13 protein-coding genes and 4 tRNA genes are annotated in these 11,517 nt (G+C 61.9%); 5 read left to right on the top strand and 12 right to left on the bottom strand.

Annotated features, from left to right (window positions below):
- The 3 genes from LJE93_06970 to LJE93_06960 form a co-directional block, all read left to right on the top strand.
- Positions 1–441: cell division protein FtsZ (locus tag LJE93_06970; GenBank protein MCG6948636.1), on the top strand; the 441-nt coding region annotated here is incomplete at its 5' end.
- 403 nt (positions 442–844) lie between these two features.
- Complete coding sequence (locus LJE93_06965) at positions 845–1,597, top strand: glutathione S-transferase (protein MCG6948635.1); 753 nt, start codon at positions 845–847, stop codon at positions 1,595–1,597.
- Positions 1,594–2,439 carry an alpha/beta hydrolase gene (locus LJE93_06960; GenBank protein MCG6948634.1) on the top strand — a complete coding sequence of 282 codons (846 nt, stop codon included), beginning with the start codon at positions 1,594–1,596 and terminating at the stop codon, positions 2,437–2,439. The genes LJE93_06965 and LJE93_06960 overlap by 4 nt, the downstream gene beginning before the upstream one ends.
- A gap of 94 nt (positions 2,440–2,533) precedes the next feature.
- On the opposite strand, the gene LJE93_06955 is transcribed toward LJE93_06960, so the two are convergent.
- Entirely contained in the window at positions 2,534–3,640 is a 1,107-nt protein-coding gene (locus LJE93_06955) for a trypsin-like peptidase domain-containing protein (protein ID MCG6948633.1), read from the bottom strand.
- Positions 3,641–3,843: 203 nt separating this feature from the next.
- Between LJE93_06955 and LJE93_06950 the strand changes: the two genes are divergently transcribed.
- Entirely contained in the window at positions 3,844–4,200 is a 357-nt protein-coding gene (locus tag LJE93_06950) for a hypothetical protein (protein MCG6948632.1), read from the top strand.
- Between the two features lie 46 nt (positions 4,201–4,246).
- On the opposite strand, the gene LJE93_06945 is transcribed toward LJE93_06950, so the two are convergent.
- From LJE93_06945 to LJE93_06930, 4 genes are all read right to left on the bottom strand, one after another.
- A complete protein-coding gene (locus LJE93_06945; protein ID MCG6948631.1) occupies positions 4,247–5,332 on the bottom strand; it encodes a dienelactone hydrolase family protein in 1,086 nt (361 codons plus the stop codon).
- A gap of 135 nt (positions 5,333–5,467) precedes the next feature.
- Positions 5,468–5,896: a hypothetical protein gene (locus LJE93_06940; protein ID MCG6948630.1), complete on the bottom strand. Its 429-nt coding sequence runs from the start codon at positions 5,894–5,896 to the stop codon at positions 5,468–5,470.
- 3 nt (positions 5,897–5,899) lie between these two features.
- Positions 5,900–6,916 carry an OmpA family protein gene (locus LJE93_06935; GenBank protein ID MCG6948629.1) on the bottom strand — a complete coding sequence of 339 codons (1,017 nt, stop codon included), beginning with the start codon at positions 6,914–6,916 and terminating at the stop codon, positions 5,900–5,902.
- A gap of 112 nt (positions 6,917–7,028) precedes the next feature.
- Positions 7,029–7,262 carry a hypothetical protein gene (locus LJE93_06930; GenBank protein ID MCG6948628.1) on the bottom strand — a complete coding sequence of 78 codons (234 nt, stop codon included), beginning with the start codon at positions 7,260–7,262 and terminating at the stop codon, positions 7,029–7,031.
- Between the two features lie 84 nt (positions 7,263–7,346).
- Between LJE93_06930 and LJE93_06925 the strand changes: the two genes are divergently transcribed.
- Positions 7,347–8,015 carry an AIM24 family protein gene (locus tag LJE93_06925; protein ID MCG6948627.1) on the top strand — a complete coding sequence of 223 codons (669 nt, stop codon included), beginning with the start codon at positions 7,347–7,349 and terminating at the stop codon, positions 8,013–8,015.
- 7 nt (positions 8,016–8,022) lie between these two features.
- Here LJE93_06925 and LJE93_06920 read toward each other — a convergent pair whose 3' ends face one another.
- The 7 genes from LJE93_06920 to rph form a co-directional block, all read right to left on the bottom strand.
- A complete protein-coding gene (locus LJE93_06920) occupies positions 8,023–9,459 on the bottom strand; it encodes a sulfatase (protein ID MCG6948626.1) in 1,437 nt (478 codons plus the stop codon).
- Positions 9,459–9,920, bottom strand: a complete 462-nt coding sequence (locus LJE93_06915) for a hypothetical protein (protein MCG6948625.1) — start codon at positions 9,918–9,920, stop codon at positions 9,459–9,461. The genes LJE93_06920 and LJE93_06915 overlap by 1 nt, the downstream gene beginning before the upstream one ends.
- A 198-nt stretch (positions 9,921–10,118) precedes the next feature.
- Positions 10,119–10,195 (bottom strand) — tRNA-Arg (locus LJE93_06910).
- A gap of 7 nt (positions 10,196–10,202) precedes the next feature.
- A tRNA-His gene (locus LJE93_06905) sits at positions 10,203–10,278 on the bottom strand.
- A 21-nt stretch (positions 10,279–10,299) separates the two neighbouring features.
- A tRNA-Arg gene (locus LJE93_06900) sits at positions 10,300–10,376 on the bottom strand.
- A gap of 30 nt (positions 10,377–10,406) precedes the next feature.
- Positions 10,407–10,483, bottom strand: a tRNA-Pro gene (locus LJE93_06895).
- A 214-nt stretch (positions 10,484–10,697) separates the two neighbouring features.
- Positions 10,698–11,444: a ribonuclease PH gene (rph, locus tag LJE93_06890; GenBank protein MCG6948624.1), complete on the bottom strand. Its 747-nt coding sequence runs from the start codon at positions 11,442–11,444 to the stop codon at positions 10,698–10,700.
- Positions 11,445–11,517: the final 73 nt, after the last annotated feature.

Below are 11,517 nucleotides of genomic sequence, written 5' to 3'. Positions count from 1 at the left end.
GGAGAGCATCGGGCGGTCGAAGCGGCTCAGCAGGCGATCGCGTCGCCCCTGCTCGAGGAAACCTCGATCGAAGGTGCGCGCGGTCTGCTGATCAATATCACCGGCGGCGACGATGTGACCCTGAACGAGATCAACGAAGCGGCCGAGATCATCACCGAAGGCGCCGACTCGGAAGCGCAGATCCTTTTCGGTGCGGTGGTCGATCCGGAGCTCGAGGACTGTGTCAGCGTGACGGTGATCGCGACCGGCTTCCAGGGCGTGCCCGACAGCGTACAGATACCTGCGAACAAGGTGCAGGCAACCGCACAGGATGTCTTCGAGGAAAGCACTCCCGCCCGGACGAGTCGTTTTCTCGTGCCCGGCGGACCAAATTCGGAGTACGGCATCAACCAGACCGACGATTACGAGATTCCGGCGATCTTGAGAAAACAGATGGACTGAAGAGAGAACCGACTTTGAGGTTTCCGGGCGCCGGCTCGGTCACCATTCGACCCCTTCCGCGACCCACCTCCCAGCGGAAGGGGGCTTTTTTCTACCCGCCCCTCCGCCCAGTTTTGAGTTGAGAGTCATGAGTTTTGAGTTTCCACCCTCACCTCCGGGAACTTTGCGGGAGGGTAGGGGGCAACTCAAGACTCAAAATCGGGAATTGACTGGGTGGCCCTCTCACGGGTTCCGCCGCCTGCGACCCACATCGCCACACACCCATCCTGGATGCTCGATGCTAGATACTCGATCCGCCTGCCCTCCCATCGATAAGTCGGGATGGGAAGTCGGGGTTGGATATATCCAGCATCCAGCATCGAGGATCGAGCATCGAGAACCCGGCATCCTGTATCCTGCACTCATGGCCGCCGAGTGCCGACTGATCACGATTACGCCGAGCCACTATTGCGAAAAGGCCCGCTGGGCGCTCGAGTGTGCCGAGGTCGGATATCGAGAAAATGGGCACACGCCCCTCCTTCACCGCGTGGCGACAGGATTGGCTGGCGGCCGGAACACGGTGCCGGTGCTGGTGGCTGGGGGTCAGGTGTATCCGGATTCCACCGATATCATCGAATACATCCATCTGGAGCATCCCGGAGGATGGCGACCCTATCTCGACGACCCAACACTTTCTGAGGAAGCTCGGAGGCTGGAAGAGCTTTTCGATACCCGGCTCGGGCCGCACTCGCGCCGTCTCGCCTACCACTATCTTTTGGACGACGATCGATTGTTCTTCGCCGCCGTGATGCCGGGCGTTGGCGGCCTCGAAAAGGTGGCCTTCAGGATGCTCGCCCCGGTCATCAAGAAGCTCATGCGGGTCGGCATGCGGATTGACGACGAGGGGGCCGAACGATCCCTGGGTGTGATTCGAGAGGTGTTTGCCACCGTCGATGAGATGCTCTCGGACGGACGGCGCTATCTCGTCGGTGACGGGTTCTCCGCCGCTGATCTCACCTTCGCAGCGTTGAGCGCCCCGGTTCTGTTACCGCGGAATTACGGATCGCCGCTGCCATCATTGGACGAGGTGCCGACGGCCATGTTGAAGTATGTCGACGAGTTTCGTTCGTTACCGGCAGGGGCCTTCGCCCTCCGCATCTATCGAGATCATCGGTGACTGCACGCGATCTCATGATCGAACTGCCGCATCTGAGCCTCGCCGCTCGAGAGTGGGGTGCTGCTTCCGGTCAACCGGTTCTGGCGCTTCACGGGTGGCTCGACAACAGCGCCAGCTTCGAGCGACTGGCCCCACTGCTACCGGATCTGCATTTGGTGGCGCTGGATCTGGCGGGACATGGCCGCTCTCCGCACCGTCACGAGAGTGTGGTCCACCATTTCATCGACTGGGCACCCGAGATCGTGGCGGTCGCAGATGCTCTCGGCTGGCAGACCTTCGCGCTCATCGGCCATTCGATGGGCGCCGGCATCTCGACGCTGGTTGCCGGCGCCTTTCCCGATCGAGTGCGCCGGTTGGTCCTGCTCGAAGGTGCGGGCCCGCTCGCCGCCGAGGCAGCCAAAGCGCCGGCGCAGCTCGCGCTGGCGGTCGAGGATGAAGCCCGTTCGGTATCAGCCTCGCCGAAGATCTTCCCGGATCGCGATTCAGCGATCCAGGCCAGGATGCGGGATTCCGATCTCGACCTCGAGGCGGCCCGGCTTTTGGTCGAGCGTGGATCGGAAGAGGTCGAGGGTGGTGTGCGCTTCACCCACGATCCGCGAATTCGGGCACGCTCGCGCACTCGCCTGACGGAGAATCAGGTGTTGGCCTTTCTGGCGGCTATTGAGTGCCCGGTGCTGGCCGTTCGGGCGCTCCAGGGTTGGCCATTCCCGGAAGACATCGTGAGGGCGCGGTTGGCAGTGATCTCAGAACTCGAAACGGTCGAGGTCGCCGGCGGGCATCACGTCCACCTGACCCATCCGGAACGTGTCGCTCCGATCGTCAACACGTTTTTGTCAGACTGAAAAGGGCGGCATATATGGTGCTACAGGAGCCCTGTCGATTTCAGTTACAGGGGCGGGATAAACCCCGCAGTAGAGGCTTCATGAATAATGCGGGTTAGTGAGCGGCGCCGAGCTTGATCCGTAGATCCTTCTTGCGACCTTCACGATCCACCGTCACGGTAACGATGTCGCCCTCCTTGTAGGATTCGAGGACGAGGTCGAGTTCACCGGCGGAAGCGACCGGTTCGCCGTTCACCGCCACAATCACATCACCAACCACCACCCGTCCGCGGCGGTCCCGGTAGGCGGGCCGAATGCCGGCTCGCTCGGCGTCGCTTCCCTCCACGACCGCAATCACGACTGCACCCACGATGCCCGCCCGCTCGACGATGTAGTCCGAGGCGAACTCCACGTCGATGGATGGCCTTCTGACCTTGCCGTAGGCGATCAGCTGGGGGACGACCCAGTTGACTGTGTCGACCGGGATTGCGAAACCGACTCCCGCGTATCCTCCGGAAGGGCTGACGATGGCGGTGTTGACGCCGACCAATCGGCCCGCGCTGTCGAGCAGGGGGCCGCCGGAATTGCCTGGGTTGATCGCCGCATCGGTCTGGATCACGTTGCGAATAGGAGTGCCGTCAACAGCTTTGATCTCTCGACCGAGGGCGGACACGATGCCGGTGGTCAGGGTATGGTCATATCCAAACGGGTTGCCGATGGCGAGAACAGTCTGGCCGACCTTGAGGTCCGAAGAGGTGCCGATCGGGATCGGACTGAGCAGGCTCCGGGGAGCCTCGATCTGGAGGACGGCGAGATCCTTCTCCCTCGCATAGCCGACCAGGCTCGCCTCCCAGGTGCTGCCATCGGCGAGAGTCACCTCGGCACGGGAGGCGTCACGGATCACGTGGAAGTTCGTGACGATGTTGCCTCGATCGTCCCAAACGAAGCCGGAGCCGGTACCGCTTGGAATCTCCATCACGTCGAGGCGGAAGAAGTCACGGCGCAGGGTCACCGAAGTGATGTAAACGACCGATGGCGAGGCCTCCTCGAAGAGGGCGGTAACGCTTCGCTCGTCGACATTGAGTTCGCCCCGTGAAGCGACCTCGCGAGATGACGGTTCGGTACGGCGTTCCTGCTGTGCGGATGTCGGAAGACACGCTGCCGCCGCAATCGCGAAGGTCAATACTGACGAAAGGTGGCTCAATCCGCGTTTCCTGGGCATGCGAAGGACCTCCAGTGCCACCCGGTTCCCGTTCGACCGGTACCGAGCAATGATCTTTCCATTCCGAACAATACCCGAGAACAGGGACGAAGTTGCGACTCAGCCAGATCGAAGGGGGAACAGCTGGCGTTCGCCGTGCCACAATGGAGCAGGAGATGCCGACACAGGCAGAGTGCGAACAGCCTGCCGGGGAGGGAGCGCGCGTGAAGAACCTCATAGCAATCGCAGTTGTCGTCGTCGTCGGTCTGTTGGCGTTCAACTATTTTCAGACCGGTGAGTTCAGCCTCAAACCGGGTGGCGGGATGAGCGACGAGGAGCGGGAGCTCAACCGTCTCAAGGGTGAATTCCGGCGTGCAGCCCAGGCCTATCGTCAGGCGGGACGCGCGGCCGGACTGAGCGGCCTCGACACGACGTCTGACGCCGAAGCGGCAATCCAGACCGTCGCAGGAGTCGAGCGCGACGTCAGGGCGCTCAAGAAAAGGACCAATGACCCGAAGGTGAAAGAACAAGCCGACCAGCTTTTGGCGGAGATCAAGAAATACCGAGAGGAAGTGGGGTAAGGCAGGGCCGGAGGTCGCCGGCCCGGCTCGATTCGATGGAGGGCGTTCACTCCAGGAGCCTTGCCTCGAAGAAGTCCCAGATCTGTCGACGAAGCCAGTTGTTGCCGACCGGCGTCATCGCGAGAAATGCCGGTGCATGGTCATAGTTGAGAGTGATGCGCTCGGGTTTACCGAGCGCCTTCCAGAGGTCTTCCCGCGACACTTCGGGCACACATTTGTCCTTTTTTGCGTCGATGATCAGAATTCGACGCGGATCGACCCGATTCGGGTAGTTGGCGGAATCCAGTACCCCGAAAATCGGTTCGAGCCGAGATTCGAGCTCGTTCCGATCCCAGCCGAAGCTCATGGCTGCCTTGGCCTGCACGCTCCGGGCCCGCTTGCCGTCACACGTGGCGATGACGGTCTCGAGGTGGCTTCCGCCCATGACCGTCACAACCGCGGCCAGCCGCGGCTCCTGGGTGGCGATGACGCCGGCGACAATCGCGCTCAGGCTGAAGCCGATCAGGCCGACTCGCTCTCCGTCGATTTCCGGGCGCTGCTCCGCCCAGTCGATGAGCCGGCTGACGTTGATCATGACGCTCTTCTGCCGTTCGACCGCCTGCCGCCAGAGGTCCAAGAACTCGTCCTTGTCGGCCGCTGCGACCAGCCCGGTCCAGTCGGCGAGGTAGTCGTCGCCCTGCACGTAGAGCACGTGCACAGCGCCCTCGCTGAGCCGTTGGATGCTCGCTGCGGTCTTCCTCGGAGGGTAGGTGTACGTGCCCCAGATCGGCATCACGATCACAAGCGGGCGCGGGCCCGCCAGCCTGCTTCGGTAGTAGCGGGCGGTGACACGGTTGCCCACCTGGCCGTTGTCTCCGAACGAGGGCATTTCGAGCAGTCGCAGTTCGTAGTTGGCCGTGGCCCCCTGGCCGACAACGTGGTTGGTGAATGGCAGCTCGGCTTTCTCGTACCTGAACGGCGGTGAGGTGTCGAACGACTGCCTCTCCTGCACACCTGCAGCATCCTCATACGGTGTCCGCAGGTGACTGGTGTAACAGCCGGTCAGCGCGAGCAGCGCAGCCAGGATGCCAATCATCGCGTGGGTGGGGGAAAGGCCGCTGTGGTGCTCTGAAATCGGGGAGAGGCGGGTCATGCGGCGGACATTCTAACTCAGCATCCGCATCTGGTGCCGAGATCCATGTCACCGGGACCGGGTCGCCCACCCGCCCGGAATCATCGGGCGGGTGGGATTGATGTGACCACTTCACCAGCTACGAAGGGTGAGATCTCAGCTCTCGCGACCGCCGAGCAGGAGCTCCTGCAGCTCCTCGAGTTCATTCCACCGGCCTTCGGCGGCGAGCTTCGCCTGATCGGGCCAGCTTTTGGGATCGTGCATCTTGTAGCGGTCGCCTCCGCCACGGAGAATCCCCTTGAGCCTGTCGACCGGCGAGTTGGCGAGGTCGGCAAACGTGAAAATCCGGTTGTCGTTGAGCATGCCCTCGATCTTCGGTCCGATGCCCTCGATCCGTTTGAGATCATCGCGCTTTGGCGGTGCTGCGACGGCCGCTTTGGCAGTTTCGAGCTTGTCGGCCCACATCGATTCGATCTCGGCGATTTTCTTTTGGCAGGACATCGATCGCAGCGCCCAGCCGATGATGCCGCCGAGGAGGGCTGCGAGAAGCAGACACAAGATGATTTGAGTGATGAGATAAGTCATGGCTCAGTCCTCCTTGAGAGCTTGGAACTCGGTTCGACGGTTCTTCTGTCTCCCCTCGTCCGTCTGATTCGAGGCGATGGGGCGCGTCGGTCCGTAACCAAAGGTTTCGAACCGGGACTCTTTGATTCTTTTGGCCACGAAGTACCGTTTGACGGCCTCCGCCCGGCGCCGGCTGAGATCGAGATTGTGGTCCATCTGGCCGGTGGAGTCGGTGTGGCCTGATATCTCCACCCGGCCCGGGTACTTGCGCAAAATGGTGATGACCTCGTCGAGGACCTTTCGGCCCTGTGCCGTCAGATTCGCGCTGTCGGTTTCGAACTCGACCGTCTTACCGGTAAGCAGGGTGTCCAGGCTGGCCTGGAGCGCTTCGCGATCGTCAGTCGGCTCGCGAATCGTCAGCCGGTCGACAATCTCGAACTCGGGCAGGAGGGTGGTGGCACCACCCAGCACCCGTTCCTTCGCGAGTTCGCTCAGAACCGTGCCTGAGATGATCGCCTGACCATTCGTCAGCTCGATGTCGAGGTCTTTCCGATAATGGTGCAGAGCGGCCAGGAACTGCGCGAAGTCGTCGTCTGTCCAACCGCCGACGGTTCGGGTCGGGTCGGCCTCGAGCCTGTCTGTAACATTTTCAGCCCCCCACAGGGCAACCGCTTCGTCGATGATCGCGCTGCGCACCTCGGCTGTCGGCGCAACACCCGAAATCGTCACGTCACCATACCGAGTCTGAAACCCGAGAGCGCCGGGGACCAGGACCGTCAGCTCATTATTGATTTTGCGAGTGCCTTCGAACTCATCGATGCAGTTCGTGAGACTTTGGGCGACCGCCTCCGATGCGACCGTGCCGGAAAGTGTGACGTCGCGACCGGATACCGAGATCATTGCGGGATCCAGCCCGGCGTCTACCGCACACGACGTTGCAGCGCTCCGTACGTCATCTTCAATCGCCGGAGCTCGACACCAGGGGCAGAGCAGGCACAGCAACACGAGCCCGAGCACCCCCAGCCACATGAGACCCTTCATATCTGACTCCTCCTTTCGTCGAGTCGTTCTGGTTCACGTTTGCCTTTAGGTTCGGTGATTCTACATATTCGCAGTTGATCTGTCTCGCCAGGAAGAGCGCGGCGCGCAGTATTCAGCTGTAGATGTCGCTCTCGCGGGCGACATCGGCGATCAATTCGAGGACGATCTCGTATTCGATACCGCAGTGGTACTCGATCGCTGCGGCGAGCTCGGACCTGTTGGCGAGGGTTCTGGTCGTGGCTCCGTTCGGAGGCGACTCGGTGAGCACGCGGCGATCCAGGGTGGGTTCCCCCTGCTTGATTCCCAGTACCGAGAGATATCGTTCGAAAGGTTCAGGACTGATCACAACTGGAATACCCTCCGACGGGCGGAGTATAACGATCAGGCAGCGGTTGATCTGTTGTGGCCCGATGAACCCAGGGGGAAGCGAATGCAGTACACCATCCACGGCGAACTGGCCCAGGTTGCAGATTTGGTGATGGAGAACGACGAAACCTGTTGGGCGAGCAAGGGCTCTATAGTCGCCATGGATCCCGGACTCGGATGGACGCTCAAGATCCCGGGCGGGGCGAGCGGTGCGATGCGCCGCATGATGTCGGGTGAGGGGCTTGCTCTGATTTCAGTCACAGCCTCCGCCGATGGGCAGCGCGCAACCCTTGCAGCCAACCAACCCGGGAAGATTGTCGCCTGGAACCTCGATGAGGGGCCTGTGATTACGACCCGTGGATCGTTTGTCTGTGCATTTGGGCCCAGGGTCGATATCGATGTCCGTGTCTCCAGGCGGGCCGGCGCGGCATTCTTTGGCGGTGCCGGGCTCTTTTTGCAGCAGATTTCAGGCTCGGGCACGGTGTTGGTGCATGGCTCTGGCGATTTCATCGAGCGAAAACTTTCCGAAGGTGAATCGTTGCTGATATCGACCGGCAGTCTCGCGGCCTTCGCCGAGTCCGTTGATTACGATATCCAGGGCGTGGCCGGCTTTCGGCGGATGGCCTTCGGAGGCGAAGGATTCTTCATGACCCGACTGACGGGGCCCGGTCGCGTGCTGTTGCAGACCCTGAAACGCGCGACTCCAGGTCCCAGGCAGCGTCGGCGTTCGTGAGGGTGCGTCACCGCACGTAACCCAGAGCCTCAAGCGCCTCGAGGGTCTCCGGATCCAGGTCTTCCTCGGCGATACTCTCGGGCGGATACCTCCGCATCTCGGTCTCGAGAGCCCGCGACATGCGATCGCGAGCGTCCGTCTCTGTCGAGATCCTGTTGACCCTCTCATCCGGCAGCCGGAACAGGTGTTCCGTGTCGGGTGTCCGCAGGAACTTCCACCTTAGATCCACGACCCCTCGAGTGCGGGGATCGGTCGCCGGAGCAACCGGGTCGCCGGCTACCCTTCGGATGACGCGAAGCCGCGTCGGCACTCGATCCTTGTTGTGGACCTCGGGTGGCCGGACCAGAACGGTCCGGTCCCGATCGCCGCTGCCCTCCCGCTGGAGAGGCAGGCCGGCGAGACGCTCGCGGATCGGAATCGACAGCTCGTGCAGAATTGTCGGCGTGATGTCGAGGTTGCTGACACGTCGTTCCACCCTGAGGCCGGCTCCGACGCCGTCCGGATAGCGGATGATCAGGGGCACCCACAGGGCCCCTTCGCCGAGGCAGTCGGCATGCTCGAAGTAGTAGCCGTTCTCGAAGCACTCACCGTGATCCGCCGTGAGGATCACCATCGAACGGCGCGATGCACGAATTCGGTCGAAGTTCTGCATCAGGCGACCGATCCAGAAATCGGTGTACTCGACCTCGAAACGGTAGTAGTCCAGGGCCAGGTCCAGCACTTCTCCAGGGACTTCGTGATCGTTCTGCTTCGCGATCCGATTGAGCGTATTCCAACGGATGTCGGGGATGCGGCGCTCCTGTTCCGGGTCGATGTCGCGGCGGAACTTGGGCAGCGGGTTGTAGGGCTGATGCGGGTCGTAGACGTGTACCCAGAGCAGGAGCGGAGTTGCCGGATCGGCTCCGCGAAGCCACGCGACGGCGCGGTCTACCACCTCCTTCGCGCGCGGCGTCTTCTTCCCGGTCGGCGCCACAAAGGCGTCGAATCCCTGGGCGAGGCCGGATCTCTGGTTGAGCAGTCCCACACCTGTGAAGCCGCCAGTTTGGTATCCGAAATCGCGCAGGGTCTCAGCGACCGTTTCCACTTCGCCGGACAGGATCTGATGGTTGGTCAAAACCCCGTGTTGGTCCGGGTACAACCCGGTAAGAATCGATGCGTGCGCGGGTCGGGTCAAGGGCATGGGCGTGGTCGCGGCCTCGTAGAGCACACCCTTTTCGGCCAGCCGCACGGCATTCGGGGTCACGGTGTCAATCGCGCCGTAGGCTGCAAGGGCGTCGGCCCGCAACGTGTCGATGGTGATCAGCAGAATGTCGGGCGGTGGCGGCGGGCCACCGTCATCGATGCAGGCGGTCTGCCAAGCCACAAGGGCTGCCAAGAGGGCAACAACCGGCAATGCCCGTCGAGGAGCCCTGGGCTGGAGATGGATCATCTGCAGACTGTTCATCAATCCGACCCATTCCCTGGCTCGTCGCACTGATCGTCGGACGGAGGGATCTCGAGCGGTGGTTTTCCTGCTCTGGCGCGAATCCGGTTCAGCGTCTTCGACACCCGGGGGCGCCTGACCATCCGGCGCTCGAGAGCGAACTTGCCCGGGAAGTTGACCAGGGTCAGCCCGATCAGGATTGTCAACAGGCCCTGGCCCGGGAGCACCAGCATGGCGAGACCTGCGAGGATCAACGCCACGCCGAGCAGGTTTTTGAGCACCATCAGAGTGAACCACACGGCGGGGTGGCGCCGCGACTGATAAGCAGGGTCCCGACAATCGCGGATGAAGTAATCAGCCGGCAGCTGAATGATGATCAGCGGGAATATGACCAAGGTCGCCACGAACAGGAGTAGCGACAGGCCTCCAAGCCACTGCAGGAGGCCCTCGTATTCGCTGACCCATGCCATGATTCCGGACACCCGCAGCACCTCCAGCTTCGCCCCGTGTCAGTCTAACCCGCATTTTTCATGATGCATCTGCTGCGACGCGCAATTCGATTCGAGCGAAAAGACCTCCCATCCTCCCTCTCGAAGACCCCCTCGGCTACGGCCACATGCCGCAGCCGACGGTGTGTTCGACCCAAAAAAGGCCTCCCGGAATGGGAGGCCAAGGACAATTGGTACGCCCGACGGGATTCGAACCCATGACCTATAGCTCCGGAGGCTATCGCTCTATCCAGCTGAGCTACGGGCGCAAATATCTGGGGTGAGCGATGGGGATCGAACCCACGACCACAGGAGCCACAATCCTGTGCTCTACCAACTGAGCTACGCCCACCACAATTTCGTGATGCGGTATTGGTCCGCCTGAGAGGACTCGAACCTCTGACCTACGGATTAGAAGTCCGTTGCTCTATCCAGCTGAGCTACAGGCGGAGGTGTCCAGAGCGGGGTATTGGAGTCATATGGTCGGGGCGAGAGGATTTGAACCTCCGACCCCCTGCGCCCAAGGCAGGTGCGCTACCAGACTGCGCTACACCCCGACTGGGAGTCCACTCACTGTTTGCAAAGATCAATCGCCAAATGGCGGACAGCGAGTATAGGGGTCGGCGGATTGGGGTGTCAATCGGAACTGTTCGCGCCCGAGGATGGAAATTCGGAATTCTGAAGTCGGAATTCTGAATTCCCGCCCACCCCCGGCCTTACTGTTGGTACGACGGGCATTCCGAATTCCGAAATCCGAATTCCGAATTCTGCCTATGGCAGCGTCAATCCGAGGACCTCCAACCTCGGTCCGACGACCTCCCTCTGTTTGGCGGCCACCTGCTGCGCGCCCCGCCATCCCACGTCGACAAGTGACTCGAGTTGCTCACGAGAAAATGACTCGCCCTCGGCCGTGCCCTGGATTTCGATCAACCGGCCGTCGCCTGTGAACACGAGGTTGAGATCGACGTCGCAATCGAAGTCCTCGCCGTAATCGAGGTCGACCCTCGCTTCGCCGTTCACCAGCCCGACGGCGACGGCGATGATCTGGTGGGTCAGCGGCCACTCCGAGAGAAGCCCTTGCTCCTGCATTTGACCGAGTGCGAATACAAGGGAAATCCAACCGCCCGAAATCGAAGCGGTACGGGTCGAGCCATCGGCCTGGAGGACATCGCAATCGAGGGCGATGGTGCACTCCCCGAGCAGGTCACGGCGGACGGCGGCGCGCAGGGATCTTCCGATGAGGCGCTGGATCTCCTGCGAACGACCGCTCGGGTGGCCCTTCTTGACCTCGCGTTCCGATCGGGTGTCGGTCGCACGCGGCAGCATGGCGTACTCCGCGGTCACCCAGCCCTCGCCCGAGCCTCGAAGAAAAGGCGCGGTGCGATCGAGCAAGCTGGCATTACACAGGACCACGGTGTCTCCTGCGCGGTAGAGCACGCTGCCTTCCGGATAGCGAATGAAGTCGGGCTCGATAGTGATCGGCCGGATCTCGTGCGGCTGGCGTCCGTCGGGTCGCATCGGCGTCTCCTTGTCGGGAGGAGTATAGACCTTGGCGAATTTTGAATTTCGAATTTCGAAATTGGGGTGTGGC

The sequence above is a fragment of the Acidobacteriota bacterium genome (genome assembly GCA_022340665.1).
GTDB lineage: Bacteria > Acidobacteriota > Thermoanaerobaculia > Thermoanaerobaculales > Sulfomarinibacteraceae > Sulfomarinibacter.
The sequence above is the reverse complement of the archived record's forward strand: the minus strand, read 5'-3'. Positions and strand labels throughout refer to the sequence as shown.

What these genes read in the sequence shown, in the direction of transcription:
- rph (MCG6948624.1), bottom strand. Translation starts at nt 11,444, where the DNA reads ATGCGACCCGACGGACGCCAGCCGCACGAGATCCGGCCGATCACTATC.
- LJE93_06935 (MCG6948629.1), bottom strand. Translation starts at nt 6,916, where the DNA reads ATGAAGGGTCTCATGTGGCTGGGGGTGCTCGGGCTCGTGTTGCTGTGC.
- LJE93_06965 (MCG6948635.1), top strand. Translation starts at nt 845, where the DNA reads ATGGCCGCCGAGTGCCGACTGATCACGATTACGCCGAGCCACTATTGC.
- LJE93_06920 (MCG6948626.1), bottom strand. Translation starts at nt 9,459, where the DNA reads ATGAACAGTCTGCAGATGATCCATCTCCAGCCCAGGGCTCCTCGACGG.
- LJE93_06955 (MCG6948633.1), bottom strand. Translation starts at nt 3,640, where the DNA reads ATGCCCAGGAAACGCGGATTGAGCCACCTTTCGTCAGTATTGACCTTC.
- LJE93_06945 (MCG6948631.1), bottom strand. Translation starts at nt 5,332, where the DNA reads ATGACCCGCCTCTCCCCGATTTCAGAGCACCACAGCGGCCTTTCCCCC.
- LJE93_06925 (MCG6948627.1), top strand. Translation starts at nt 7,347, where the DNA reads ATGCAGTACACCATCCACGGCGAACTGGCCCAGGTTGCAGATTTGGTG.
- LJE93_06940 (MCG6948630.1), bottom strand. Translation starts at nt 5,896, where the DNA reads ATGACTTATCTCATCACTCAAATCATCTTGTGTCTGCTTCTCGCAGCC.